27 protein-coding genes and 1 riboswitch are annotated in these 24321 nt (G+C 65.7%); of the genes, 18 read left to right on the top strand and 9 right to left on the bottom strand.

Annotated elements, in window-relative coordinates:
• Nucleotides 1–36: 36 nt before the first annotated feature.
• Nucleotides 37–660 (top strand): TetR/AcrR family transcriptional regulator, encoded by a 624-nt coding sequence (locus tag VW23_RS23640; RefSeq protein WP_069911944.1) that lies wholly within the window; start codon nt 37–39, stop codon nt 658–660.
• On the opposite strand, the gene VW23_RS23635 is transcribed toward VW23_RS23640, so the two are convergent.
• From VW23_RS23635 to VW23_RS23625, 3 genes are all read right to left on the bottom strand, one after another.
• Nucleotides 646–1155, bottom strand: a complete 510-nt coding sequence (locus VW23_RS23635) for a hypothetical protein (protein WP_069911943.1) — start codon at nt 1153–1155, stop codon at nt 646–648. The genes VW23_RS23640 and VW23_RS23635 overlap by 15 nt on opposite strands.
• Nucleotides 1152–2078: an aldo/keto reductase gene (locus VW23_RS23630; RefSeq protein WP_069911942.1), complete on the bottom strand. Its 927-nt coding sequence runs from the start codon at nt 2076–2078 to the stop codon at nt 1152–1154. The genes VW23_RS23635 and VW23_RS23630 overlap by 4 nt, the downstream gene beginning before the upstream one ends.
• Before the next feature lie 85 nt (nt 2079–2163).
• The gene (locus tag VW23_RS23625) at nt 2164–2553 is read right to left on the bottom strand and encodes a VOC family protein (RefSeq protein WP_069911941.1); all 390 of its coding nucleotides are present in this window, start codon (nt 2551–2553) and stop codon (nt 2164–2166) included.
• Nucleotides 2554–2829: 276 nt separating this feature from the next.
• On the opposite strand from VW23_RS23625, the gene VW23_RS23620 reads away from it, so the two are divergent.
• From VW23_RS23620 to VW23_RS23595, 6 genes are all read left to right on the top strand, one after another.
• Nucleotides 2830–4437, top strand: a complete 1608-nt coding sequence (locus tag VW23_RS23620; protein ID WP_176730476.1) for an ABC transporter substrate-binding protein — start codon at nt 2830–2832, stop codon at nt 4435–4437.
• Nucleotides 4438–4494: 57 nt separating this feature from the next.
• Nucleotides 4495–5502: an ABC transporter permease subunit gene (locus tag VW23_RS23615; protein ID WP_069911940.1), complete on the top strand. Its 1008-nt coding sequence runs from the start codon at nt 4495–4497 to the stop codon at nt 5500–5502.
• Complete coding sequence (locus tag VW23_RS23610) at nt 5502–6407, top strand: ABC transporter permease subunit (RefSeq protein ID WP_069911939.1); 906 nt, start codon at nt 5502–5504, stop codon at nt 6405–6407. The genes VW23_RS23615 and VW23_RS23610 overlap by 1 nt, the downstream gene beginning before the upstream one ends.
• A gap of 4 nt (nt 6408–6411) precedes the next feature.
• Nucleotides 6412–7248 (top strand): ABC transporter ATP-binding protein, encoded by an 837-nt coding sequence (locus VW23_RS23605; RefSeq protein WP_084646420.1) that lies wholly within the window; start codon nt 6412–6414, stop codon nt 7246–7248.
• A complete protein-coding gene (locus VW23_RS23600) occupies nt 7248–8084 on the top strand; it encodes a dipeptide ABC transporter ATP-binding protein (protein WP_069911938.1) in 837 nt (278 codons plus the stop codon). Before VW23_RS23605 ends, VW23_RS23600 begins: the two co-directional genes overlap by 1 nt.
• 146 nt (nt 8085–8230) lie before the next feature.
• Nucleotides 8231–10378, top strand: coding sequence for a putative bifunctional diguanylate cyclase/phosphodiesterase (locus VW23_RS23595; protein ID WP_069911937.1), 2148 nt, complete (start codon nt 8231–8233; stop codon nt 10376–10378).
• Nucleotides 10379–10511: 133 nt separating this feature from the next.
• Here the strand turns inward: VW23_RS23595 and VW23_RS23590 are convergent, their stop codons facing one another.
• From VW23_RS23590 to VW23_RS23580, 3 genes are read right to left on the bottom strand one after another with little or no spacing between them, the layout of a single operon-like run.
• The gene (locus tag VW23_RS23590) at nt 10512–10946 is read right to left on the bottom strand and encodes a Fur family transcriptional regulator (RefSeq protein WP_069911936.1); all 435 of its coding nucleotides are present in this window, start codon (nt 10944–10946) and stop codon (nt 10512–10514) included.
• A gap of 3 nt (nt 10947–10949) precedes the next feature.
• On the bottom strand, nt 10950–11795 hold the full coding sequence (locus VW23_RS23585) for a metal ABC transporter permease (RefSeq protein ID WP_084646419.1): 846 nt from the start codon (nt 11793–11795) through the stop codon (nt 10950–10952).
• Nucleotides 11749–12570 carry an ATP-binding cassette domain-containing protein gene (locus VW23_RS23580; protein WP_069911935.1) on the bottom strand — a complete coding sequence of 274 codons (822 nt, stop codon included), beginning with the start codon at nt 12568–12570 and terminating at the stop codon, nt 11749–11751. Before VW23_RS23580 ends, VW23_RS23585 begins: the two co-directional genes overlap by 47 nt.
• A 119-nt stretch (nt 12571–12689) precedes the next feature.
• Here VW23_RS23580 and VW23_RS23575 point away from each other — a divergent pair, with 119 nt between their 5' ends.
• From VW23_RS23575 to VW23_RS23565, 3 genes are all read left to right on the top strand, one after another.
• Nucleotides 12690–13628 (top strand): zinc ABC transporter substrate-binding protein, encoded by a 939-nt coding sequence (locus tag VW23_RS23575; protein ID WP_069911934.1) that lies wholly within the window; start codon nt 12690–12692, stop codon nt 13626–13628.
• A 118-nt stretch (nt 13629–13746) separates the two neighbouring features.
• Nucleotides 13747–14952: a metallochaperone AztD gene (locus VW23_RS23570; protein WP_069911933.1), complete on the top strand. Its 1206-nt coding sequence runs from the start codon at nt 13747–13749 to the stop codon at nt 14950–14952.
• A gap of 68 nt (nt 14953–15020) precedes the next feature.
• Nucleotides 15021–15929 (top strand): NAD(P)/FAD-dependent oxidoreductase, encoded by a 909-nt coding sequence (locus VW23_RS23565; RefSeq protein WP_069911932.1) that lies wholly within the window; start codon nt 15021–15023, stop codon nt 15927–15929.
• Here the strand turns inward: VW23_RS23565 and VW23_RS23560 are convergent.
• Together VW23_RS23560 and VW23_RS23555 are read right to left on the bottom strand one after the other, a co-directional pair.
• Nucleotides 15904–16260: a DMT family protein gene (locus VW23_RS23560; RefSeq protein WP_055047697.1), complete on the bottom strand. Its 357-nt coding sequence runs from the start codon at nt 16258–16260 to the stop codon at nt 15904–15906. The two genes, VW23_RS23565 and VW23_RS23560, sit on opposite strands and share 26 nt — an antisense overlap.
• Before the next feature lie 69 nt (nt 16261–16329).
• Nucleotides 16330–17523 carry an FAD-dependent monooxygenase gene (locus VW23_RS23555; RefSeq protein WP_069911931.1) on the bottom strand — a complete coding sequence of 398 codons (1194 nt, stop codon included), beginning with the start codon at nt 17521–17523 and terminating at the stop codon, nt 16330–16332.
• 67 nt (nt 17524–17590) lie between these two features.
• Here VW23_RS23555 and VW23_RS23550 point away from each other — a divergent pair, with 67 nt between their 5' ends.
• From VW23_RS23550 to cobW, 5 genes are all read left to right on the top strand, one after another.
• The gene (locus VW23_RS23550) at nt 17591–18070 is read left to right on the top strand and encodes a MarR family winged helix-turn-helix transcriptional regulator (protein ID WP_069911930.1); all 480 of its coding nucleotides are present in this window, start codon (nt 17591–17593) and stop codon (nt 18068–18070) included.
• Nucleotides 18071–18148: 78 nt separating this feature from the next.
• Nucleotides 18149–18748 (top strand): hypothetical protein, encoded by a 600-nt coding sequence (locus tag VW23_RS23545; protein ID WP_069911929.1) that lies wholly within the window; start codon nt 18149–18151, stop codon nt 18746–18748.
• A 20-nt stretch (nt 18749–18768) separates the two neighbouring features.
• Nucleotides 18769–18988: riboswitch (cobalamin riboswitch) on the top strand.
• 36 nt (nt 18989–19024) lie between these two features.
• The gene (locus VW23_RS23540) at nt 19025–19207 is read left to right on the top strand and encodes a CbtB domain-containing protein (protein WP_069911928.1); all 183 of its coding nucleotides are present in this window, start codon (nt 19025–19027) and stop codon (nt 19205–19207) included.
• 85 nt (nt 19208–19292) lie between these two features.
• On the top strand, nt 19293–20060 hold the full coding sequence (locus tag VW23_RS23535) for a CbtA family protein (protein WP_069911927.1): 768 nt from the start codon (nt 19293–19295) through the stop codon (nt 20058–20060).
• Nucleotides 20057–21118, top strand: a complete 1062-nt coding sequence (gene cobW / locus VW23_RS23530) for a cobalamin biosynthesis protein CobW (RefSeq protein ID WP_069911926.1) — start codon at nt 20057–20059, stop codon at nt 21116–21118. The genes VW23_RS23535 and cobW overlap by 4 nt, the downstream gene beginning before the upstream one ends.
• Here cobW and VW23_RS23525 read toward each other — a convergent pair.
• Nucleotides 21115–22329 carry an acyltransferase family protein gene (locus tag VW23_RS23525; RefSeq protein ID WP_069911925.1) on the bottom strand — a complete coding sequence of 405 codons (1215 nt, stop codon included), beginning with the start codon at nt 22327–22329 and terminating at the stop codon, nt 21115–21117. The genes cobW and VW23_RS23525 overlap by 4 nt on opposite strands.
• Before the next feature lie 152 nt (nt 22330–22481).
• Between VW23_RS23525 and VW23_RS23520 the strand changes: the two genes are divergently transcribed.
• The 3 genes from VW23_RS23520 to VW23_RS23510 all read left to right on the top strand — a co-directional run.
• Nucleotides 22482–23321 carry a LytTR family DNA-binding domain-containing protein gene (locus VW23_RS23520; protein WP_069911924.1) on the top strand — a complete coding sequence of 280 codons (840 nt, stop codon included), beginning with the start codon at nt 22482–22484 and terminating at the stop codon, nt 23319–23321.
• On the top strand, nt 23318–23776 hold the full coding sequence (locus tag VW23_RS23515) for a hypothetical protein (protein ID WP_176730475.1): 459 nt from the start codon (nt 23318–23320) through the stop codon (nt 23774–23776). Before VW23_RS23520 ends, VW23_RS23515 begins: the two co-directional genes overlap by 4 nt.
• The coding region (locus VW23_RS23510; RefSeq protein ID WP_141728467.1) for a hypothetical protein at nt 23776–24321 on the top strand (546 nt) is incomplete at its 3' end. The genes VW23_RS23515 and VW23_RS23510, both read left to right, overlap by 1 nt.

Raw genomic sequence — 24321 nt, 5'->3', positions numbered from 1 at the left:
GTGAACGTCAAGCAGAAATGTGAGGATTGTTCACTTATGGCCGAAGCCGCCGAAACCACTGCCCCTGCACGACGCACTCCACAGCAGCAGCGCAGTCGCGAGCGGGTCGAGCGCATCCTCAACGCGGCTAAGGGGTTGATCGAGCGGAGTGGCAGCGACGCCATGAAGATGGGGGAACTGGCGGTCGCGGCGGAAATCTCGATCGGCTCGCTCTACCAGTACTTCCCCGACAAGGCGGCGGTGATCGGGGCGCTGGCCGAGCGCTACAATGAAGAGGGCCGGGCTTGCATTCGCGACGGCCTCGCCGGTGTCGGCGATGCACCTGGCTTCCGCCAGGCCTTCGGCGAGCTCATCGATATCTATTACGGCCTGTTCCTGGCCGAGCCGGTGATGCGCGACATCTGGTCCGGTACCCAGGCCGACAAATCGCTGCACGGCATCGACCTCGCCGACAGCCACGAGAACGGCGCGCTGGTCGGCGCCGTGCTGCAGCGGATCTATCCCGATGCCGATCCGGCGCAACTGCTCAACCGCGCCACCCTGGTGATGTATCTGGGCAGTGCCAGCATGCGCCTTGCCATTTCGGTGGGCCGCGAGGAAGGCGACGCCTACGTCGCCAACTTCAAGCGCATGGCAATCGCCGAGCTACTCGGCGACTGACGCCGCCGTCGGCGGCACGCGTGGCGCACAGAAATACAGCGCCTGGTTGATCACGTAGAGCGAGCCATCGAGCGTGATGCCGTTCCTCGGCAGGTCCGGTCCGGCTTTCGGGTCGAGATAGGCGAGCCCGCCATTCTTCAACGCCTCGAGCAGCGGCGTCACGTCGCCCTCGATGCGGGCGTGATAGGGCGAGCCATCCGGCTTGGCGTCGACCTCGTGCCCATCTTCCTTGTCGATATCGATGCGCCATCGCCCGGCGTCGCCGCCGAGCCGGCTGGTGTAGAAATGTACACCGACCTCGAAATCGTCCTCGCAGCGCACCGCGAGGCAGACGAATTCCTTCGGCGTCGATCCCGCCGCACAGCCCAGAGCGGCCCGGTCGCCTTCGCCCACGAGCGGCGAATAGTGCCAGCCGGCTTCCTGAGCGAGGGCAGGGGCGGCGAGGGCGGCGAGCGCCCCAGCCAGCAGCACTGTGGAGGCGGCCGTCGAGGTCACTTGCCGGCGTCCGTCAGCAGTTTCAGGTCATCGACGCTCAGCGTCAGGTTGGCGCCGCGCATCAGGCTCTGCACCTGCTCGACCGAGGTCGCCGAGGCGATCGGCGCGCCGACGCCGGGCTGCGCCGCGATCCACGCCAGCGTCACCTCGGCTGGCAGCGAACCGGTACCTGTGCTGACCGCGTCGAGCGCCTCGAGGATGCGATAGCCTTTGGGGTTGAGATATTTCTCCACCACGGTCTGGCCGCGCGGGCTCTTCTGCGCGTCGGCGGCGCTGCGATATTTTCCGGCGAGGAAGCCGCGGGCGAGGCTGAAATAGCCGATCCCGGAGACCCCCTCGGCCACGCAGGTCGCCTGCACCTCCTCGAACTTGGCCCGATCGTAGAGGTTGAACTCGTTCTGGATCGTCTCGTAGCGCGCGGTGCCGTTGGTCTTCGAGATGCCGAGAGCTTCGCTCAACAGCGCCGTGTCCTGGTTGGACGAGCCGATATAGCGGACCTTGCCAGCCTTCACGAGCTTGTCGAGCGCCGCGAGCGTCTCTTCCTGCGCCGTATTCGGGTCGGGCCAATGCGTCTGGTAGAGATCGATATAGTCGGTTTGCAACCGCCGAAGCGACGCGTCGACTTCCTCCTCGATCCATTTGGCGCTGAGGTCGCGGTGCCCCTGACCCATGTCGGAGCCGACCTTGGTGAACACCAGCACCTTGTCGCGATTGCCGCGCGCCTTCATCCAGTTGCCGATAATCGTCTCGGATTTGCCCTTGCCGTAGCTGTCGGCGGTATCGAGCGCGGCAAAGCCACCATCGAGGAAGGCGTCGAGCACCGGATAGGCGGCCTGCTCCTCGAGCGTCCAGCCCAGCACGTTGCAGCCGAAAACCAAGGGGTCGATGAAAAGTTCGGTGCGGCCGAGGCGGCGCTTGCTCATGGGGATCTCCAATATGGGCGAGGGGGTAGCAAGGAAGGTGGTCGAGCCTAGCCTTGCCATCCATCGGCGACAAGCGATGGACGTCTCAGCCCTTGGGCTGAATCAGGTCCCACTTATTGCCGTAGAGATCCTCGAACACCGCCACCGAACCATAGGCCTCGTGCCGTGGCGGCTCGAGGAACCGTACCCCGCGTTCCAGGTAATTGGCGTGGTCCCGGGCGAAGTCGTCGGTCTCGAGAAAGAACCCCACCCGCCCGCCGGTCTGCTTGCCGACATGGCTCGCCTGCGCTGGTCCGTCCGCCTTGGCCAGCAGCAGTTTTGCCCCGCCGCCAACTGGCGCCACCGTGACCCAGCGCTTGCCGCCACCCATGTCGAGATCGCTCGTGAGCGCGAATCCGAGCTTCTCGACATAGAACGAGATGGCCTCGTCATAGTCGGCGACGACGAGGGCGATTGTGGCGATCGACTGGCTCATGCGCGGATCATTTGCGGCACCGGTCGCTTGCCGTCAATCGCTCCGATGTGAAATCGATCTCAGTTGCGCAACCGCTTTACCTCCAGAGAAACTCAGCTTTGCGGCGATCGGCCCATTGTTGAAACGGCATTGCGTATGACGGGGCTTTGACCAACCGGTCAAACTGGGCCATTGCGTGGCGGAAGAAAAAGCGCTTTGTTGCGCGCCAAGCTCCGGCCGGCAGAAGGGACTCTGCCTTGAATGCCGGGGCGCAATGCTTTTCGGGAGACAACCATCATGCATTTGATGAAAACCCTGCTCGCCGCCACTGCGCTCGTCGCGGTGATGGGCGGCAGCGTCTATGCCAAGCAGCTCGTATTCTGCTCGGAAGCCTCGCCGGCGCACTTCGACCCCGGTCCGACCACCGGTGGTAACGACTTCGACGCCAGCTCGCGCGCCATCTATGACCGCCTCGTCGAGTTCGAGCATGGCGGCACCGCCGTCATTCCGGGCCTTGCCGAGAGCTGGGAAGTTTCGGCTGACGGGCTCGAGTACACCTTCAAGCTGAGGCCCGGTGTGAAGTTCCACACCACCTCGTACTTCACCCCGACCCGCGACCTCACTGCCGACGACGTGATCTTCTCGCTGGAACGCCAGTGGAAGGAAGACAATGCTTGGAACAAGTACCTCGAGGGGATCTCCTGGGACTATTTCCAGGGCATGGATATGCCCAAATTCCTGAAGTCGGTCGAAAAGGGCGCTGACGACCTCACCGTCGTAATCACGCTGAACGAGCCCAACGCGCCGATGATCGCGAACCTCGGCATGGACTTCGCCTCGATCGTGTCGAAGGAATACGCCGACCAGCTGCTGGCCAAGAACGACCCGGCCGCTCTCGCCGATTTCTCCAACAAACCGGTCGGCACCGGCGCCTTCGTGTTCGTCGACTACCAGACCGACGCCGTCATCCGTTACCAGGCCTTCGCCGACTATTGGCGCGGCAAGGTGGCGATCGACGACCTGATCTTCGCCATCACCACGGATCCCGCGGTGCGTGCGCAGAAGCTGAAGGCCGGCGAATGCGACATCATGAGCTATCCCGCCCCGGCCGACGTGGCTGGCCTGCAGGATGATGCCAACCTCCAGGTGCTGGAGCAGGAAGGCCTCAACATCGGCTACATGTCGTACAATACGACGGTTGCCCCGATGGACAACGCCAACGTCCGCAAGGCGCTGTCGATGGCCATCAACAAGACGGCGATCGTCGACGCGGTCTATGAGGGCGCTGGCCAGGTGGCCAAGAACCTGATCCCGCCGACCATGTGGTCCTATGACGACAAGATCGTCGACACCACCTACGACCCGGAAGGCGCCAAGAAGCTCCTCGCCGACGCCGGTGTGTCAGGCCTGACCCTCGACCTGTGGGCCATGCCGGTTTCGCGTCCGTACAACCCGAACGCGCAGCGCGTAGCCGAACTGATCCAGGCTGACTGGGCTGCCGTCGGCGTCACCGCGAACATCGTCACCTACGAGTGGACCGAGTATCGCGAGCGCGGCAAGAAGCCGGACCGCCCGGGTGCGTTCCAGATCGGTTGGACCGGCGACAATGGTGATCCGGATAACTTCTTCGCGACCTTGTTCTCCTGCTCGGCCATTGGCGTTTCCAACTACTCGAGCTGGTGCAACGACGACTTCGAGAAGGTCATCCAGGACGCCAAGAAGGTCTCCGACCAGGCTGAGCGTACTGCGCTCTACACCAAGGCCCAGGAAATCTTCAAAGCCGAAGAGCCGGCGATGACCATTGCCCACTCCAAGGTCTTTATGCCGATGAACAAGCGCGTCGTGGGTTACACCATGGATCCGCTCGGCATTCACCGCTTCGACAACGTCGACGTGACCGAATAATTAGAGATAGAGTTCAAGGGGCGGCGCCAGCATCGGCGCCGCCCCTTGGCGTACCCAATGCTGCGATTCATCCTCCAGAAACTCGCTCTGATCGTGCCGACCATCATCGGCATCACCATTGCGTCGTTTGCCTTCATCCGCCTGCTGCCGGGCGACCCCATCCTTGCGATGGCCAGCCAATATGGCGTCACCCCCGAACGCTATGAAATCCTCAAGCACCAGTACGGCTACGACCTGCCGATCTGGCAGCAGTATTTCAACTACGTGGGCGGCATCCTGCAGGGCAATTTCGGCATCTCGCTCGCCACCAAGCGCCCGGTGATCGAGGAGTTCATGACGCTGTTCCCGGCCACGGTCGAGCTGGCGCTGTTCGCTATCCTGATCGCCGTTGCCCTCGGCATTCCCGCCGGCATCTTCGCTGCCATCAAGCGCGGCTCGTGGTTCGACCAGATCACCATGGGCGTGGCGCTGACCGGCTATTCGATGCCGATCTTCTGGTGGGGCCTGCTCCTCATCATCTTCTTTTCCGGCTATCTCGGCTGGACTCCGGTCTCGGGCCGCATCGCGGTCAGCTTCTTTTTCCCGCGCGTCACCGGTTTCATGCTGATCGACAGCCTAATCGCCGGCAAACCCGCCGGGTTCGTGTCGGCGCTCCGCCATCTCATCCTTCCCGCTGTAGTCCTCGCCACCATCCCGCTCGCCGTCATTGCGCGGCAAACCCGCTCGGCCATGCTCGAAGTGCTGGGCGAGGACTATGTGCGCACCGCTCGCGCCAAGGGGCTCGAGCCCAGCCGCGTCGTCGCCGTCCACGCCTTCCGCAACGCGCTGATCCCCGTGGTCACCACGATCGGCCTGCAAGTCGGCCTGCTGATGGGTGGCGCCATCCTGACCGAGACGATTTTCTCCTGGCCGGGCATTGGCAAGTGGATGATCGACTCGATTTCGAAGCGCGACTACGTCTCGGTGCAGTCGGGCCTGCTGCTCATCGCGTTGATCGTCATGGCGGTGAACCTCATCGTCGACATCCTCTACGCCGTCATCAACCCACGCATCAGGGTGCAGTGATGGCCGCAGAAACCACCACCACGACCTCAGCCGCTCCCGGCCGCTTCAGCGGTCTGCGCGAGTTCTGGTACTATTTCTCGATGAACCACGGCGCCGTGCTCGGCCTCGCCGTGTTCCTGCTGCTGATCCTCGTCGCGATCTTCGCCCCGGTGCTGGCGCCGTTCCCGCCTGATCAGCAGTTCCGCGAGTTCATCCGCATGGCCCCATCCTGGGCCGGCGGCACGCAGCCGCAGTTCTTCCTCGGCACCGACGAAGTCGGCCGCGATATCCTGTCGCGCCTCATCCATGGCGCTCGCTTCTCGCTGTTCATTGGCTTTTTCGTGGTCGTCCTCGCGATGATCACCGGCGTGACCTTTGGCCTCCTCGCCGGCTACTTCCGCGGCTGGGTCGATGCGATGATCATGCGCGTGATGGATATCATCCTCGCGTTTCCCTCGCTCCTGCTGGCGCTGGTGATGGTCGCCATCCTCGGGCCTGGCTTGCTCAACGCCATGCTGGCCATCGCGCTGGTGCTGCAACCGCATTTCGCCCGCCTGACCCGCGCTGCCGTGCTCAGTGAAAAGAGCCGCGAATACGTCACCTCGGCCAAGGTCGCCGGCGCCGGCCATCTGCGGCAGATGTTCATCACCATCCTGCCCAACTGTCTCGGACCGCTGATCGTCCAGGCGACGCTCAGCTTCTCCAACGCCATCCTCGATGCCGCGGCGCTCGGCTTCCTCGGTATGGGCGCGCAGCCGCCGACGCCGGAATGGGGCACCATGCTGGCCCGGGCCCGCGAGTTCATCACCAGCGCCTGGTGGATCGTCACCATGCCCGGCCTTGCCATCCTGATCACGGTTCTCGCCATCAACCTCGTCGGCGATGGCCTGCGCGATGCGCTCGATCCCAAGCTCAAGCGGAGCTGAGACGATGCACCTGCTCGAAGTCAAAAACCTCACCGTCAGCTTCGATACCTCGGTAGGCGTGTTCAACGCCGTCAAAGGCATCGACATCCATGTCGATGCCCGCGAGGTGCTGGCCATTGTCGGGGAATCCGGCTCCGGCAAGTCGGTCGCCATGCTGGCGGTGATGGGGCTGTTGCCGCCCACCGCGACCGTCAGCGCCGACAAGATGACGTTCGACGGCAAGGACCTGCTGGCCATGTCGGCCGCCGACAGGCGCAAGATTATCGGCAAGGACGTTGCCATGATCTTCCAGGAGCCGATGACCAGCCTCAACCCCTGCTTCACGGTGGGCTTCCAGATCGAGGAAGTGCTGCGCTTCCATCTCGGCATGGACAAGGCCAAGCGCCGTGCCCGCGCCGTCGAACTGCTCGACCAGGTCGGCATCCCCAACCCGGCGGAGCGGCTGAAATCCTACCCGCACCAGATGTCGGGCGGCCAGAACCAGCGCGTCATGATCGCCATGGCCATTGCCTGCAACCCCAAGCTGTTGATCGCCGACGAGCCGACCACCGCGCTCGACGTCACCATCCAGAAGCAGATCCTCGATCTCCTGGTTCGGCTGCAGGCCGAGCACGGCATGGGCCTGATCATGATCACCCACAATATCGGAGTCGTCGCCGAAACCGCCGACCGCGTCGTGGTGCAGTACAAGGGGCGCAAGATGGAAGAGGCGGGCGTGCTCGAGCTCTTCACCGCGCCAAAAAGCTCTTACACCCGCGCGCTGCTGGCGGCGCTGCCTGACAATGCCACTGGCGACCGGCTGCCCACCATTACCGGCACCAACTTTGAGGAGGCCGTGTGATGGCCACCGTCCTCGAAGCCAAAAACCTGGTTCGCGACTATCACATCGGCGGCACGCTGTTCGGCGGCGGCCGCACCGTGCATGCGGTAAAGGGCGTCAGCTTCAAACTCGAGCAGGGCAAGACCCTCGCCATTGTCGGCGAGTCCGGTTCGGGCAAGTCGACGCTGGCGCGCATCCTGACGCTGATCGACCGGCAGACCGACGGTGAGCTGCTGATCGATGGCGAGACCATCGACATCAAGAAAACCGGCGTCACCGCCGCCATGCGCCGCAAGGTGCAGATCGTCTTCCAGAACCCTTACGGCTCGCTGAACCCGCGTCAGAAGATCGGCAACGTGCTGATGGAGCCGCTGCTGCTCAACACCGACATGCCGGCCGCCGAACGGCGCGAGCGCGCCCTCGATATGCTGGTCAAGGTCGGGCTGCAGCCCGAGCACTTCAACCGCTATCCGCACATGTTCTCGGGCGGCCAGCGCCAGCGCATCGCCATCGCCCGCGCCATCATCCTGAAGCCCTCGCTGCTGGTGCTGGACGAGCCGGTCTCCGCGCTCGACCTGTCGGTGCAGGCGCAGATCCTCAACCTCCTCGCTGACCTGCAGGACGAGTTCGGGCTCACCTACGTGTTCATCAGCCACGACCTCAGTGTGGTGAAATACATCGCCGATGAGGTGATGGTGATGTACCTGGGCGAGGCTGTGGAGCAGGGGACTCGCGACAAGCTGTTCTCCAACCCCGAGCACCCCTACACCCGCTCGCTGTTCGCCGCGACGCCACGCGCCGATGTCGAGAGCATCAAGGCGCGGCTGGCCAAGAAGGCGGCTCTGGCTTCCGCCTGATCTGCCCTGACACTTTAAGCCGGTGTTAAGCCAGGGCCCGTAGCGTTTGGCGAAGCGTCCTATGCCGGTGTCACGACTTGCCCAAAGCTGCCAAAAGCACGTCGGCTTCGGCTGCTAGCGCCCGCAAGCCGGCGCGCCGATCGGCATTGCTGAACTTCACCTTTTGGATCGCCTTGCCGGCGGTCGCCGTTTATTTCGGCGTCTGTGCGCTGGTGTTCGTCGCCATGCACCTGATGAGCGCCGAGATGAACGCCATCGACTCCGATCGCGGCAAGAGCGCTATCGCCGCCGCCGTCGAGTCCCTGGTGGTTGGTCTCGCCGAGAGCACCGCCGACGAGGCGACCTGGACGGAGGCCTATATCAACACCTATATCGAGCCCAACCCGGCCTGGCTCGATAGCGTCTGGGGCGCCACCGCGCGCATCTCCGATACCTACGACACCGCCATCCTTACCGATGTGAGCGGCAACATCATCTTCGGCGAAACCAGCCGCGGACCAGTGACCGGTGCGCTCGCCGACCTGTTCAGTGGCGTGCCGCAACTGCTCGAGCGGCTCGAGGCCGGCATCGCCAAGGCTGGGGACGATGCGACCGTCTCCAACCTGTCGCGCAACGCCCGCGGCGCCGCCGCTCTCGCCGGCGCGGTGGTGCACGGCAATTCCGGCCAGGCCAGCATCCCGCGCGAGCAGCGCCGCGTGCTCTGGCTCGCCCGCCAGCTCGACGACATCATGCTGCGCGACGTCGCGACCCGTTTCCAGCTGCCGCTGCCGCGGCTCGTCGAGGTGCCCAAGCCCGATCACGACGCGATGGCGCTCACCGACGCGGCGGGAGCTGATATCGCCACCATCGACTGGCCGCCGCGCCGCCCGGGCGATCCGGCCTATGCCCACACCGCCACCATCGCTGTGCTGGTGATGCTGATCATCGGCGTCTTGATCTTCGTTGTCCTCGCCGCCTTTCGCCACTCGATCAAGCTGCGCACCGCCTCCGAAGAGCGCGACTGGTACAATGCCCGCTATGACGGGACGACCGGCCTGTTGAGCCGCTTCGGCCTCGAAGAGCACATCGCCCAGTCGATCCCCAAAAAGCGCGGTGAGCTGCCGGTCGCCGTCAGCCAGATCAATGTCGATGGGCTGCAGGATGTCGTCGGTCTTTATGGTCGCGAGGCCGCCAACGAGCTGCTGGCCGCACTGGCCGAGCGTTTCGAGACCATCACCGATGGGCAGGCGGTGCTCGCCCGCACCGGCCCGACCGAGCTGTCGCTCGCCCGTCTCGGCGACGATGCCGGTGAGAAAATCCGCGGTTTCGCCGACCGCATCCTCGCCGGCGCCAGCGAACCGGTGCCGGTCGGCAACCTCAAGCTGAAGATCGGGCTGAGCATTGGCGTCGTCGATGCGCCGACGCGCCGTGATAACGTTGGCAACTTGATCCGCATGGCCGAGACAGCGGTGGCGCGGGCCCGCGAGACTGGCGGAAATCACACCGTGGCCTACGATCCCGCCATCGAGGATGAGCGCCGCCGCCGCATCGAGCTGCAGGCCGATATCCGTCGCGGCCTGGAGGCCGGCGAGTTCGATCTCGAGTATCAGCCGATCATCGATTTCCGCACCCAGGCGATCCTCGGCGTCGAGGCGCTGATGCGCTGGAACCGCCGCGCCGCCGGTCCGATGGGGCCTGGCGAGTTCATCCCGGCCGCCGAAGCCTCCGGCCTCATCGACGATCTCGGCATGTTCGCGCTGCGTCGCGCCATCGAGGAGATCGGCCCGCTGGGCGATCTGAAGATTTCGGTCAACGTCTCGCCGGCCCAGCTCCGCAACCCGACGCTGCCGCAGACAGTGTTTGCGACCCTCGACGAATGGGGCGTCACCGCCAGCCGGCTGCAGCTGGAAGTGACCGAGTCCTTCCTCGTCTCCCACCCCGATCGCGCCATCCGGCTGATCGAGCAATTGCGCCAATCCGGCATCGTCATCGCACTCGATGACTTCGGTACCGGTTACTCGTCGATCGGTTACCTGAAGCAGTTCCGCTTCGACCGGGTGAAACTCGACCGCTCGCTGGTCGCCGACATCGACAGCGACCCGGTGCAGGCGGCTCTGGTCGAATCCACCATGATCTATGCTTTCGCCATGGGCCTAGCGGTCACCGCCGAAGGCGTCGAGCGCCGCGAGGAAGCCGCGCTGCTCTCCCGCCTCGGCTGCCGCGAGTTCCAGGGCTACCTGTTCGCTCGCCCACTGCGGCTGGCGCAACTCGAGCGCCTGCTGCAGGGCGAGCAGGCTCTGCGTCAGGCGAGCTAGAGGGGAGCGAATAGCCAATAGCGAATAGCGAATAGCCAACAAGAGGGGTTGCTTGAGCGGGTCGTTCTGGGAACGCTACTCGCTACTCGCTACTCGCTACTCGCTACTCGCTACTCGCTACTCGCTACGCTGCCTAAGCCGCCGCCCGGCACTCCGCACACCGGCCGCGCAGCTCGATCGTCGTCCGCTCCAGCCCGAAGCCGGTTTCCCCGGCCCAGGCTGCGAGCAGGGCCGTCACTTCCGGGTCGGCGAACTCATCCACCCGCCCGCAACTCGAGCAGATGGCGAAGGCCGCCGTGCCGCTGGCGCGGCCGTGGCAGTTGGCGTCGGCACAGCAGACGAAGGCATTGAGCGATTCCAGCCGGTGCGCCAGCCCGTGCTCGATCAGTTTTTCCAGCGCCCGATACACCTGCAGCGGCGCGCGCAGACCCTCGTCGCGCAGCTTGTCGAGAATGTCGTAGGCCGAGAGCGGCGCTTCGGCATTGTTGAGCGTCGTCAGCACCAGTTCCTGGTTGCGCGTCAGGTCGCGCGGCCGCTCGTGGTGGTGGGCTTCGTGGCTATGGGCCATGGCTCAGGCCTCCCGTCTGGCGCGCCACAGGTGCACCGGCAGCGCGATGGAAATGAGGAACAGCACAAGTGCCGCAACGACGATGGACGGGCCGCTTGGGGTGTCGAAGCGCAGCGAGCCGAACAGCCCGCCCGCCACCGCCAGCGCCCCGATGCCGGCCGAGATCAGTGCCATCTGCTCGGGCGTGGCGCTCAGCCGCCGTGCCGTTGCCGCCGGGATGATCAGCAGCGCCGTGATCAGCAGCACGCCGACGATCTTCATGGCGATGGCGATCACCGAAGCGAGCAGCAGCATGAAGACGATTCGCGTCACCTCGGGCCGCATGCCCTCGGCCTCCGCCACCTCGGCGTTGACCGTCGCCGCCAGCAGCGGCCGCCACATCGCCGCGAGCACCGCAAGGATCACCAGCCCGCCCAGGTAGATCACCACGATATCGGTGACCGATACGGCGAGGATGTCGCCGAACAGAAACCCCATCAGGTCGACCCGGATGCCGCTGAGGAACGCCACCACGAGGCCGATCGCCAGCGCCGAATGGCTGAGGATGCCGAGCAGCGCGTCGGTCGACAGCGTCTGTCGCCGTTGCAGCAGCAACAGCGCTCCGGCGACGGCGGCGGCGATGATGAACACCCCGAGCGTCATGTTCACCTGCAGCACCAGGCTCAGCGCCACACCGAGCAGCGCCGAATGCGCCATGGTGTCGCCGAAATAGGCCATGCGCCGCCAGACAATGAAGCAGCCGAGCGGTCCGGTCACCAGCGCCAACCCGATGCCGGCGATAACCGCCCGGGTGAAGAAGTCCTCAAGCATGGCGGTGCCCTTCATGGTCGTGCTCGTGCACATGCTCATGCGCGTCGACGATCCGCCCGTCCGCCTCCTCGACCCGCCCGTCTGGCAGGTGGGTGTGGTCGTGATGGTGCTGGTACACCGCCAGCGCATTGGCCGCTCGGGCGCCGAACAGGCTGAGATATTCCGGGCTCCGCGCCACCGATTCCGGCGTGCCGCGGCAGCAGACATGGCCGTTGAGGCAGATCACCGTATCGGTTGCCGCCATCACCACGTGCAGGTCATGGCTGATCAACAGGATGCCGCAGCCGGTTTCGTCGCGGATCTGGCCGATCAGGTCGTAGAGCGCCACTTCGCCGGAGAAGTCGACACCCTGCACCGGCTCGTCGAGGACCAGGAGATCAGGCTTCCTGATCATCGCCCGCGCCAGCAAAGCCCGCTGGAACTCGCCGCCCGAGAGGTGCTGCACTTCGGCATTGGCGAGGTGCACCACGCCGGTCGCGGCCAGCGCCGCATCGATCTCCGCCTTGGGGTAGCTGCCGGTCAGCGACATCAGCCGCCGCACCGTCAGCGGCATGGTCCAGTCGATCGAAAGCTTCTGCGGCACATAGCCGATCCTGAGCCCCGACTTGCGCGATACCGAGCCGGCATCGGGCTTCAGCACCCCGGTGACCAGCTTCGCCGTGGTCGATTTGCCTGAGCCGTTCGGCCCGATCAGCGTGACGATCTCGCCCTTGCGGATCGTCACGTCCACGGCCTCGACCAGCCAGCGGCCATCCCGCCGCACACCGGCGCCGGCCACATCCACCAGCACCTCGTGCCCTCGATGCACATCCATGAAATTCACGATTCCGTCTCTTGCTGACGTTCTACCATTACGTTATAGCGTAACACATCGATAGCGTAATGTCATAACATATCGCGCATTCGAGCTGTGTTTCAAACAGGGGTCTTCCGATGCAGAAACCATTCTTCCTGGCGCTCGCTGCGGCGCTCAGCTGGCCCACCCTGGCGCTTGCCGAGGTGCCCAGCGTCGTCGCCACCATCAAGCCGCTGCATGCGCTGGTCGCTGCGGTGATGGGAGATCTCGGAACGCCCGCCCTCATCGTCAAGGGCGCTGCCTCGCCGCACAGCTACAGCTTGAAACCCTCCGACGCGCAGGCGCTGCAATCGGCCAATCTGGTGTTCTGGACCGGTCACGGCCTCGAGCTCTTCCTCGAGGATTCGATCGACACGCTGGCGCCCAAGGCCACCATCGTCGAGCTGAGCAAAGCCCCCGGCATCGAGCTGTTGCCGCCGCGCGAGACCGGCACCTTCGAGCATCACGATCACGGTGAGGAGGAGCATGCGGGCGAGGCGCACGAGCATGAGCACGGCGAGGAACAGGACCTGCATTTCTTCCTTGATCCCGGCAACGCCAAGGTGATGGTCGCGGCCATCGCCGACAGCCTCATCGCTGCCGATCCCGAGCACGCCGATATTTACCGCGCCAATGCCGCAAAGGAGACCGCCGACCTCGACGCCCTGATCGCCGAAACCGCGGCCAGCCTCGCCCCGATCAAGGATCGCCCCTTCGTCGTCTTCCACGATGCCTACCAGTATTTCGAGAAGCGCTTCGGACTGAACGTCGCCGGTTCGGTCACCCTCAGCCCCGAAATCGCTCCGGGCGCCGACCGCATCAATGAAATCCGGGCCAAGCTGAAGACCCTCGATGCCGCCTGCGTTTTCGCCGAGCCGGTGTTCGACCCGCGCATCGTTACCGTGCTCACCGAGGGCACCACGGCCAAGCAGGGCGTGCTCGACCCCGAGGGCGCCAACCTCGATGAGGGCCCTGGCCTCTACCACCAACTGATCGAAAACCTCGCCACCAGCCTTAAGGCCTGCCTCGCGCAGTAGCCTCGGGGGCCGCCGCGCCACCCGGCGGCCCTCATCCCCTCCTGCTCGCCGATACCCCCGCGCGCCACCCGGCGCGCGAACCCTTCCGCTCGACTCGATTCACCTAGGGAGACTGCCGATGCTGCGCCTGCTGCACCACCTGATCCTGCCTGCCATGGCCCTGTCGTTCTGCGCCACCTCTGCCTTTGCCGAAGAGGAAGCCACCTTCTGGCGGCTGTTCGTCGCCGATCACGCCAAGCCGCTGGTCACCGCCATCGACCTCGGCACCGACCAGGTCTCCGGCAGCTTCGAGCTGGGCAGCCCGGCAAGCCTCTACACCACCCCGAGCAAGGCCGCCGTCTATGCGGTGCAGGGCGAGGCCGACCGTGTCTCCGCCATCGCCTCCGGTATTGCACTGGGCGACCACGGCGATCATGCCGACCTCGAGGTCAGTGCGCCGAAGCTGCTCGATGCCAACGTCACCGGGGACAAGCCGGTGCACTTCGTCGAGCACCATGGCGACATCGCGCTGTTCTTCGATGGTGAAGGCGTCGCCCGCTTGCTTTCCGAGAAGGACTGGCTCGGCGGCGATGCTGCGACTCGCGACCTGAAGGTTGCCGCTCCGCACCACGGCGTCGCCGCGCCGCTCGGCCAATACACGCTGATCTCGCGCCCCAGCGCCGAAGACCCCAAGGCGCTGCCGGTTGGCATCGATGTCTATGGCGCCGACGGCACCACTATCGGCGATCTCCATGCCTGCCCGGACCTGCATGGCGAAGCCAGCTCCGGCGACACCCTCGCCATCGCCTGCGCCGCCGGCCTGTTGCTGGTGAAGGCAGCCAAGGATGGCCCAGAGCTGCAGCTGCTGCCCTATTCGACCAGCCTGCCGGAGGGCAAATCCACCACGCTGCTCGGCGGCGTCGCCATGCAGTACTGGCTCGGCAACTATGGCGCCGACCGCGTCGCCATCATCGATCCCTCGGCTGCCGAACCGTTCCGCCTGGTCGATCTGCCGAGCCGCCGCGTTCATTTCGCCATCGACCCCCAGCGGGTGAAATATGCCTATGTCTTCACCGAGGATGGCGCATTGCACCGCCTCGATGTCGTCTCGGGCGCCATCGACAAGACGCTGCAGCTGACGGAGCCCTATTCGATGGATCGCGAGTGGAGCCTGCCGCGGCCGCGCCTTGCCGTCGCCGGCGACCACATCGCCGTCACCGATCCGCTGGCCGGCGCCATCCACCTCGTCGATGCCGAAAGCTTCACCCTCGCCCGCGACATCGCGGTGGCCGGCGCCCCCTACAACATCGTCGCCGTCGGCGGCTCCGGCGCGACGCACGAGTGACGCGCGGCGCCGGCCACGGAACATCTCGTCGCCGGCGCCATTCTCCGTTCAGCACAGGACAATAAGAAATGTACGACGTCATCATCATCGGCGGCGGCTTTGCCGGCCTCGCTGCCGCCACCCAGCTGGGTCGCGCCCGCCGCAAGGTGCTGGTGCTCGATACCGGCAAGCCGCGCAACCGCTTCGCCGAGCACTCGCATGGCTTCCTCAGCCGCGATGGCGCCGCGCCGGGCGAACTGCTGGCCGAAGCGCGCCGCCAGCTTGAGACCTATGGCACCGTCGAGCTCCGCAACGCCGAAGCCATCGCGGCATCAGGTGAGCTCGACGGCTTCAGTATCGAGCTGGCCTCACACCAGCAGCTCGCTACGCGCCGGTTGATCATCGCCCACGGCGTCACCGACGATACCAGCGGCATCCAGGGGATGGCCGAATGCTGGGGTAAGACGGCGCTGCACTGCCCCTATTGCCACGGCTACGAGGTCGCCGATCGCCGCCTCGGCCTGATGCTGCGCGATGGCGACCTGCTCGACCGCGCTCGCTTCTTTCAGGAGTGGACCAGCGACCTGACGCTGTTCGCCAATGGCGGCCCGGTCGATCCGATCGTCCGCGTGGCCCTCGCCGATATGCGGGTGAAGTTGGTCGAGGAGGCGCTAGTGCGCTTCGACCACCGCGATGGTGTGCTGCAGTCGGTGGTCACCACCGCCGGATCGACACCGCTCGACGCCATTTTCGTCCATGCGCCGATCCAGCTCGCCAGCAATCTCGGCCTCCAGCTCGGCTGCGAGACCAAGGCCGGCATGGCCGGCGACTTCTTCCTCGTCGATCACCTGCAGCAGACCAGCATTCCGGGCGTCTATGCGGCGGGGGACGCGGCGCGGCCGATGCACAATATCAGCTTCGCCGTTGCCGACGGAGCAGGGGCGGGCATCTTCGCTCACCAGTCGCTGGTGGCTACTTCAGCGGCCCGCGGAAAATGAAGAAGGCCCCGGCGAAAATCAGCCCGAAGCCGACGGCGTGGTTCCAGGTCAGCTTCTCGCCCAGGACAAACACCGCAAAGCCGGCGAACACCGTGAGGCTGATCACCTCCTGGATGGTCTTCAGTTCCGCCGCCGTATAGGCGCCGTAGCCGATCCGGTTGGCGGGCACCGCCAGCCAGTATTCCACCAGCGCGATGCCCCAGCTGACCATCACCGCTACCCACATCGCCATGTGCGGGAATTTGAGGTGCCCGTACCAGGCGACGGTCATGAACACATTGGAGCCGATCAATAACAGGATCGGCATCACCGTCTGGAAGGTGAAAGGCATCGGGCACCCGGGTCGAATCAGTTGGCTCGAGCCATTGATCGCCGGGCCCCGTGGCGGCCGCAAGGCCGCTCAGTTCGGCCGGACCAGTGGCGTATCGTCGGCGCGAAAGGCGAACAAGTGCTCCTGCCCGCGCTGGCCGAGCGGCACGAACAGCGGCAACACCAGATCGCGGATCCGCCGCGCCAACCAGCCCTGTGCCTTCTTGGGCGTGCCGCCCTGCCGACCGAGTTGCACCGCCGCCTCTACCCGGTCGCGCCGCAATGCCTCGAAACGGCGAAAAGCGCTTTCAGGCGTCGCCTCCGCCTCGAGACAGGCCGCCAGCACCAGTGCGTCCTCGAGCGCCATCGATGCGCCCTGGCCAGAATGCGGCGTCACCGCATGCGCCGCGTCGCCGATCAGGATCACCCGCCCCTTTGACCAGTAGGGCAGGCTCGGCACGTCGTAATCGGGATAGATCCGGCTCACCTGCGGTGCTGCCGCAGCAATGATCCGCCGGTTGACCAAGGGGTCGGTGCGATGCAGCGCCTCGAAGTACCCGGCTGCGGCCTTGCGGTCGATCAGCTGCGCCTGCTGCTCGTCGGCCGGGAAGCTGTTGAACCAATAGACCGGTCCACCGGGATCCTTGATGTAGCCGAAGAACGCCCGCCGTCCGAAGGTCATCAGCATCTGCCCGTTCGTCGGCGGCACATCCGGCACATCGACAATGCCGCCGCTCCCCAGCAAGCCGTTATAGGCGGGCGTCGGCAGCCCGGGCATCGCGAGGCTACGCACATTGGAGCGGAGGCCATCCGCCCCCACCAGCACGTCGAAACTGTGCGTCACGCCGTCAGCGGTCGTCGTCGCCACCTCGGTCTCAAAATTGGCGACCGCGATCACCGGCGTCTCGAAATGGATCGGCACTCCAGCCGCACGCACCGCCGCCAGGAGGATCTCGCCCAGCGCCCCGCGCCGGATCGTCACCGAGGGGGCGCCGAACTGCGCCGCGTGACGGGCATAGTCGACCGTGCCGAGCGCCTTGCCGTGTTCGTTGTGGAGGACAATGGCGCGGGTTTCGACCCCGTGCCGCAGCGCCTCGGCGGCAAGGCCAAAGCCGCGCAGCGCGTTCATGCCGTTGGGCGCCAGCGTCAGGAAGATCCCCTCGTCGATCACCTGCTTCTCGCTGCGCTTCTCGAACACAACGGGCGCAAACCCGCGCCCGACCAGTGCCAGGGCCAAACCGAGCCCGGCGGAGCCTGCGCCAACGATGCCGATGCGTGCTTTCATTCTTGCCTCACCTGAGCGACGCCACCTACTATGCGGTCGTCGTATTATTCGATGGATTAATAATTAGATGATCGAAGTAAATTCGTCAAGCGACGCGAAGGCGGAGCTGGTCCAGCGGCTCGGCACGCTCATCGTGCGCTGGCAGGAGGCGACGCAGCGCTATGACGAGGAGGTGGGAGCGATGTTCAAGCTCGGCTCCGCCGAGCGCCTGTGCCTCAGCTTCCTCACCAGCGGTCCGCAGACCGCCAGTGCCATCGCCCGCGCCACCCGTCTCACCCCGGCCGCGGTCACCTCGCTGATTGACCGGCTCGAGGCGCGCAACTTCGTCCGCCGCCAACCCGATCCGCACGATCGGCGCAAGGTGCTGGTGGAACTCGCCGAGGCCACCGCCGAGGTCATCGAGAAGGCTTACGCTCCGATGGCAATCGCCGGCGCCGAGACTTTGGGGAAGCGCAGCCTCGAGGAGCTGCGCTTCCTCACCGAGGTGATCGAGGAGGTCCTCGCCATCCAGAACCAGATGACCGAACGGCTGCAGTCGGGTGAGTGACCGCGCCAAGCTTCCGCCGCAAGGCCTGCCCAGACTCATCCCCATCCGCTAGAATCGGCGGATCAACGGAGGTCGACAATGCGCGCGCTGGTCCTGTTTCCCCTGTTGCTGCTGGCGGCACCCGCCATCGCTGCCGATATCGTCTGCGAAGGCCCGTTCGCCGCTGACAGCTCCGAGGCGCGACTGATCGAGGCTTTCGGCAAGGACAATGTGATGACTGGCGATGTGCCGGGCCCCGAGGGCTCCACTGTGCTCGCCACCACCATCTTCCCCAATGACCCCGCCAAAACCATCGAGTTTGGCTGGTGGGACGAGGAAAAGCACGAGCGCGTCGCCTATTTCACCGTGCCGCCGGGTGACACGGCGCCGGGCGGCCTCAAGCAGGGCCTGACGGTCAAGGAAGTGGAAGCCCTGAATGGCGGGCCGTTCCAGCTTTACGGCTTCTTCTGGGATTATGGTGGCGCCGCCATCTTCGAGGGCGGCAAGCTCGCCCCGCCGGAGGGTGCCTGCTCGGTCAGCGTCCGCTTTGCCGTAGGCGATTACCCGGCCGACCTCAACGTCGATGCCATTTCCGGTGACATGCAGATCTCATCGAGCGAGCCGCTGCTCGAAAAGGTCGATGCCCGCGTCGACACCGTCACCGTCGGCTACCCCGATTCCGCTGCCGCGGAAGATTGACCGCGCCCCCTCCCACGGCGTAACGATAGCCCCACGTTGGTTCCTCAACCCCGTTCGGGCGAGGGGATCAAAAGGGAACACGGTGCGGCGTACCCATCAGGGACCAAATCCGTGGCTGCCCCCGCAACTGTAAGCGGCGAGTGCCTCCGACTATGCCACTGACCTCCCTTGGGATGTTGGGAAGGCCGGAGACCACGGTGACCCGCGAGTCAGGAGACCTGCCAGCGTGTAACCGGGCGAAGAGCCCTCTTTCATCCGCACGGAGGGTGCAGGCATATGAATACTCAGGTCCAGACGGCATCGATCGCCCGTCTTTCTGTCTCGCAGCGGCTCATCGCAGGTGTGCTGGCACTGCTTATCGGCTTCGTCCTTGTCGGCGGCGTCGGTTTTGCCAGCGACATGGCCATCCACAATGGTGCGCACGACACGCGCCATGCGCTTGGCTTCCCCTGCCACTAGTGGAGCGTGTTCAGGAAAAGTTGAGAGACTTTTCCGGTTCGAACGCGCGACCAAGTGAAAACACTCCAGAACCCTCGAGACATCGATGAAACTCTTCCAGCGAATCTTTTTCGCTGCGGTCCTTGCTGGACTCGCAGCCGGCTTGGCCATGAGCGCCGTGCAGCAATGGCGCGTCGCGCCGCTAATCCTCGCCGCCGAGGTGTTTGAGAACGCCGCCCCCGAGGCGCCGGCCGTCGCCGAGCACAGCCACGAGGCCGGCACGCCCGCGCATGAGCATGCCGAAGCCGCACCTGCTCATGAGCATGACGAAGACGCTTGGGCGCCGCAGGATGGCGCCGAGCGCATCGCCTACACCGTGCTCGCCAACCTCCTTGGTTGCATCGGCTTCGCCTTCCTGCTCGCCGCCGTCTCGGTGCTTTCCGGCATCGAAATCACCGCCCGCAATGGCGTGATCTGGGGCATTGGCGGCTTCGTCGCTCTGCAGCTCGCCCCGGCCCTCGGCCTGCCGCCCGAGCTCCCCGGCATGCCCGCCGCCGATCTCGTCGCCCGTCAGGTCTGGTGGGTCGGCACGGCGCTCGCCACCGGGGCCGGCATCCTCGCCATTGCGAGGCTCCGCAACTGGACCGGCATCGTTATCGCCGCCGTGCTGATCCTTGCGCCGCACGTCATCGGCGCGCCGCAGCTGGTCGGTGAACACGCCACCGGCGTACCCGCCAATCTCGCGACGTCGTTTGCTTCGGCCACCCTCGCCACCGGCGCGCTGTTCTGGCTGATCGTCGGCCCGCTGTTCGGCTGGCTCAACGAGCGCTTCGCCAGGTCTTCCGCCTTCGCCCTGAAAGGTGCCCACGCATGAGCACGACCGAAAAGATCCCCGTCACAGTCATCACCGGCTTCCTCGGCGCCGGTAAGACCACCCTGGTCCGGCACCTCCTCGCCCATGCCAAGGGCAAGCGCATCGCGCTGATCATCAACGAGTTCGGCGAGCTCGGCGTCGACAAGGAAATCCTCGCCGGCTGCGGCGACGACACCTGCCGCGAAGAGGATATGATCGAGCTTTCGAACGGCTGCATCTGCTGCACCGTCGCCGACGAGTTCATCCCCACCATGCAGGCGCTGCTCGAACGCGAGGATCGCCCAGACCACATCGTCATCGAGACCTCCGGCTTGGCGCTGCCGCAGCCGCTGATCCGCGCCTTCAACTGGCCAGAGATCAAGTCCGAGGTGACCATCGACGGCGTCGTCACCGTCGCCGACGCCGCGGCGCTCAGCGAAGGCCGCTTCGCCAATGACGAAAAGGCGGTCGATGCGCTCCGTTCCGCCGACGCCATGCTCGACCACGAGACGCCGCTTGGCGAGCTGTTCGAGGATCAATTGATCGCCGCCGACCTGGTCATCCTCAACAAAGCCGACCTCGTCACCGACACCCAGCTCGACACTATCGAAGCCCACCTCAAGGCCGAGATGCGTCCGGGCACCGGCGTGGTCCGCGCCCGCAACGGCCATGTCGATGTCGCGGCGCTGCTCGGCATGGGGCTCTCGACCGAAGACAACCTCGCCGGACGCGAGAGCCATCACGAGCTCGAGCACGGCGGCGAAGGGCACGAGCACGACGACTTCGATTCCTTCTCGGTCACCCTCGACGGCGTCACCAGCAAGGATCACCTGCTTAACACCATCGAAGCGACCATCCGCGCTCACGACGTGCTGCGTCTGAAAGGGTTCGCCGCGCTCCCCGGCGCCCCGGCTCGTCTCGCCATCCAGGCGGTGGGCCCGCGCGTCACCGCCTATTTCGACCGGCCGTGGAAGCCCGGCGAGGCGCGGCAGACCGCGTTGGTGGTGATCGGGGAATCGCCGCTCGATCATGCGGCGATCACCCGCAGCCTCGAAGGCGCCATCGCGGCTGCAGCCTAACTCGCGACGACGACCTGTGGCGCGGGCCGGATCGCTTCGGCCCGCCACGCCAGCCCGAACAACGGGCGCAGCACAGGCACGCGCTTGATCGCTTCGGTCAGCACCACGCAACCGACAACCGTTGCCACGGTGATGATGCCGGCCTCCAGCCCCACCGGCAGCAGCAGGCCGCCGACCCAGAACCCTACGGCCACGATGAGGGTCTGATGCAGGATGTAGTACGGGAACACCGCTTCGGTGAGGAAGCGCAGCACGCCGCTGCTGCGGTTGAGGTAGCGCTGCGCCAGCCCCAGCATCGCAACGATCGCCGCCCACATGAACACCGTGCGCACTACCGTCATCAGCGTCGTGAGGCCCTCGTCGGCGCGCACTGCGCCCCAATTGAGCCGCGCCACCGCCAGCACCAGCAGCAGCCCGAGCGTCACGACGATCGCCGCGCCGAGATGCCGCTGCACTGCGCTCCAGAATGCCGGGCTCTTCGCTGCGAACCAGCCGATCAGCACGATGCTGAGCAGTTCCGCATGGTTGGCCCAGTCGTTGTAGAAGGCATGCGTCGAGGGGAAGTGCGGCGCCAGCAGCCACTCGTAGCCGAGGAACGGCAGCGTGGGCACCAGCAGCAGGCGCCAGCCCAGCACGCCGCAACCGAGCCAGCCGAACAGCGCCTCCGCCACCCCGTCGAGCGCCTTGAGCAGCGGCAGCAGCGCCACCACGACCAGCGTATAGGCGAGGATGTAGACCACGTACCACAGGTGGTTCCAGGTCGGCGTCAGGATCGAGAACTCCATGTCGAAGTCGAGATACTGGCCGTAGAACGCCCAGAAATCCGAACCCGTCTCGCCCTTCGAATAGAGTTCGAAATAGGCCTGTGGCGCGCACACCACCAGCATGCCGAAGACGATCGGCACGAACAGCCGCAGCAAGCGCCGCGGCACGAACTGGCGCAGCCGGCTCTTGTCGAGGGCAAAGCGCAACGCGATGCCGGAAATGAGGAACAGCAGCGGCAGCCGCCATGGGTTGATCAGTGCCATCACCGGCTCCAGCCACGGCCCGGCATGCGGGCTTTTCACGTGCCAGTCCCACGTCACGTAGAACATGCCGATGTGGTAGAAGATCAGAAAACCAAAGGCGATGACGCGCAGCCAGTCGAGATCGTAGCGGCGCTCCGAACCGCAAGCCTGATGGGTGATCGTGGGAAGGGTGTCTGCTGACATGATGGCTCCAACCTCTGAGCGATTTGCGATGGCTTCAGGGCTAGGGCAGGGCGCCGTCTCGTCCAATCGCGCTGGTGCGGGCGGCAAGCCGGTGGGACGAGCGGCGACCTGCGCCGACGGCCGTGGGACCAGCGGCGGCCAATGGGTGACGAATGGCGGCTGATCTCACCGGCGAGGCCGCGCTGGAGCGCCGTGTCGCGCGCCGCGTCTTCCTCATCATGACGCTTTTCCTCATCGCCATCGGCGTGCTCAACGCCCTCGGCATTCTCACCGAGGCGCAACGCGAGGGCCGGGTGCTCGATCCCCGCGTGCCGTTCATCCTCGAATTGACCAGCGTCCTCGCCATGGTGGCGCTGGCGCCGCTGGTCATCCTGTTTGAGCGCCGCGTGCCGTTCACCGCCGAGACCTGGCGCTCGGCCCTCCTCTGGCACGCGCTCGGCAGCATCGCGTTCTCGCTGCTCCACATCGCGCTGTTCATCGTGCTGCGCACCGCCGCCTTCGCCTTGATCCTCGGCCTGAGCTACAGCTTCTTCACCGACCTCCCCACCGACCTGCTCTACGAGTACCGCAAGGACATCTTCCCCTATTCGGTGCTGATCTTGATGCTGGGCCTGCAGCGCAGCCTCGAGGAGCATCGCCGCGAAGCCGAGGCCGCCCGGGCCGACGCCCGGCAAACCGGCAAGCTCACCCTCAAGGCCGGTGGCCACACCATCTTTCTCGATGCCGCCTCGCTCGATTGGGCCAGCGCCGCCGGCAACTATGTCGAGATCCGCGCCAATGGCGCCACCCATCTCGCCCGCATCAGCCTCGCGGCGCTCGAGCAGCTGCTCAGTGATGCCGGCGTTGATGTCGCCCGGGTGCACCGCTCGCACCTCGTCAACCGCGCCAAGGTCCGCGAGATCGCCCCGGTCCGCGACGGCGATTTCACCATCCGCATGGCCGATGGTTCCGAACTCCGCGGCTCGCGCCGCTATCGCCAGGAGCTTGCATGATGGCCCGCAACATCTGGCTGTTCGTCGTCTCGCTGTTCATCGGCCCCGCCATCGGCGCCGCAGTGTTTTTCGCTTTTGCCGTCGTCACCGACGGCATCATCGTGCATGCGGCCGGCCAGTCGGCCTCGAACTTCCTTGGCGACAACTGGCCGATCATCCTTATCGCGGCCTATGTCCTTGGCGCCATTCCGGCCGCCATCTCCTCGGTCTTCATCATGGTCATCAGCCGCTTCCTGCCGCAGCTCTGGCAGCGACTCGTCGCCGGCCCGGTGATCGGCGCCCTGGTCAGCGCCGCGGTCATCGGCCTGTTCCTCTTTTCCGACGACGTGAACTCGGTCGATGATGTCATCATCATCAGCGGCGTGGCGATGACCGGCGCCGTATCGGCGTTCTGCTGCGTCGGCCTGATCGAGCTCTGGCACCCGCTGCCAAAGCGTCCGGCTCCGGTGGCCTGATGCACCTGCTCTCCGCCCAAGCCGGCGCGCTGCAACAGGAAGGCGAGGCCATCGATCTCGCCCAATCCCCGGCGCCGCTCATCTTCGCCTCCGCCGCCGACAGCGAACTGATGATGCTCGCCGGCGCCGCCGATCGCGCCGGCACATCCGACCTGCGCCTCGCTAACCTCTTACGGTTGAGCCACAACCTCTCGGTCGACCTGTGGCTCGAGCAGACCGTGCAGCACGCCAAGCTGGTCGTCGTCCGCCTGCTCGGCGGCCCGGCTTTCTGGCGTGCGCTCGGCGATGTGTCTCCTCGCCCGTTCCCCCCCCCCTTCCCCCCCCGCCCGCCCCCCCTGCCGGTTGGCGCGGCTTTTTTCGCTCCTTTCGTCCTGCGTCTCCCTCCGCTCGCTGTCCTGCGCTTCGCCGACCGTTCCGCGCGCGCCCTGCTGCCTCCGCTTCTCACTGTCGCCCTCCTCTCCCTGCTCGTGCCGCAGGACGCCATGATCGCCCACCTCCACGCCACCCGCCATTCGGTGCTGCCGGTGCCAGCTTCCTCGGTAGCT

The sequence above is a fragment of the Devosia insulae DS-56 genome, assembly GCF_000970465.2.
GTDB classification, from domain to species: Bacteria; Pseudomonadota; Alphaproteobacteria; order Rhizobiales; family Devosiaceae; genus Devosia_A; species Devosia_A insulae.
This window is presented reverse-complemented; position numbering and strand designations above follow the sequence as displayed.

Bases quoted from the DNA above. Each gene is read 5' to 3' on its own strand.
- VW23_RS23600 (WP_069911938.1), top strand. From the start codon at position 7,248: ATGGCCACCGTCCTCGAAGCCAAAAACCTGGTTCGCGACTATCACATC.
- VW23_RS23545 (WP_069911929.1), top strand. From the start codon at position 18,149: ATGCGCGCGCTGGTCCTGTTTCCCCTGTTGCTGCTGGCGGCACCCGCC.
- VW23_RS23590 (WP_069911936.1), bottom strand. From the start codon at position 10,946: ATGGCCCATAGCCACGAAGCCCACCACCACGAGCGGCCGCGCGACCTG.
- VW23_RS23580 (WP_069911935.1), bottom strand. From the start codon at position 12,570: ATGGATGTGCATCGAGGGCACGAGGTGCTGGTGGATGTGGCCGGCGCC.
- VW23_RS23620 (WP_176730476.1), top strand. From the start codon at position 2,830: ATGCATTTGATGAAAACCCTGCTCGCCGCCACTGCGCTCGTCGCGGTG.
- VW23_RS23540 (WP_069911928.1), top strand. From the start codon at position 19,025: ATGAATACTCAGGTCCAGACGGCATCGATCGCCCGTCTTTCTGTCTCG.
- VW23_RS23535 (WP_069911927.1), top strand. From the start codon at position 19,293: ATGAAACTCTTCCAGCGAATCTTTTTCGCTGCGGTCCTTGCTGGACTC.
- VW23_RS23520 (WP_069911924.1), top strand. From the start codon at position 22,482: ATGGCGGCTGATCTCACCGGCGAGGCCGCGCTGGAGCGCCGTGTCGCG.
- VW23_RS23550 (WP_069911930.1), top strand. From the start codon at position 17,591: ATGATCGAAGTAAATTCGTCAAGCGACGCGAAGGCGGAGCTGGTCCAG.
- VW23_RS23640 (WP_069911944.1), top strand. From the start codon at position 37: ATGGCCGAAGCCGCCGAAACCACTGCCCCTGCACGACGCACTCCACAG.
- VW23_RS23585 (WP_084646419.1), bottom strand. From the start codon at position 11,795: ATGAGCATGTGCACGAGCACGACCATGAAGGGCACCGCCATGCTTGAG.
- VW23_RS23515 (WP_176730475.1), top strand. From the start codon at position 23,318: ATGATGGCCCGCAACATCTGGCTGTTCGTCGTCTCGCTGTTCATCGGC.
- VW23_RS23555 (WP_069911931.1), bottom strand. From the start codon at position 17,523: ATGAAAGCACGCATCGGCATCGTTGGCGCAGGCTCCGCCGGGCTCGGT.
- VW23_RS23560 (WP_055047697.1), bottom strand. From the start codon at position 16,260: ATGCCTTTCACCTTCCAGACGGTGATGCCGATCCTGTTATTGATCGGC.
- VW23_RS23625 (WP_069911941.1), bottom strand. From the start codon at position 2,553: ATGAGCCAGTCGATCGCCACAATCGCCCTCGTCGTCGCCGACTATGAC.
- VW23_RS23610 (WP_069911939.1), top strand. From the start codon at position 5,502: ATGGCCGCAGAAACCACCACCACGACCTCAGCCGCTCCCGGCCGCTTC.
- VW23_RS23615 (WP_069911940.1), top strand. From the start codon at position 4,495: ATGCTGCGATTCATCCTCCAGAAACTCGCTCTGATCGTGCCGACCATC.
- VW23_RS23525 (WP_069911925.1), bottom strand. From the start codon at position 22,329: ATGTCAGCAGACACCCTTCCCACGATCACCCATCAGGCTTGCGGTTCG.
- VW23_RS23575 (WP_069911934.1), top strand. From the start codon at position 12,690: ATGCAGAAACCATTCTTCCTGGCGCTCGCTGCGGCGCTCAGCTGGCCC.
- VW23_RS23570 (WP_069911933.1), top strand. From the start codon at position 13,747: ATGCTGCGCCTGCTGCACCACCTGATCCTGCCTGCCATGGCCCTGTCG.
- cobW (WP_069911926.1), top strand. From the start codon at position 20,057: ATGAGCACGACCGAAAAGATCCCCGTCACAGTCATCACCGGCTTCCTC.
- VW23_RS23605 (WP_084646420.1), top strand. From the start codon at position 6,412: ATGCACCTGCTCGAAGTCAAAAACCTCACCGTCAGCTTCGATACCTCG.
- VW23_RS23565 (WP_069911932.1), top strand. From the start codon at position 15,021: ATGTACGACGTCATCATCATCGGCGGCGGCTTTGCCGGCCTCGCTGCC.
- VW23_RS23630 (WP_069911942.1), bottom strand. From the start codon at position 2,078: ATGAGCAAGCGCCGCCTCGGCCGCACCGAACTTTTCATCGACCCCTTG.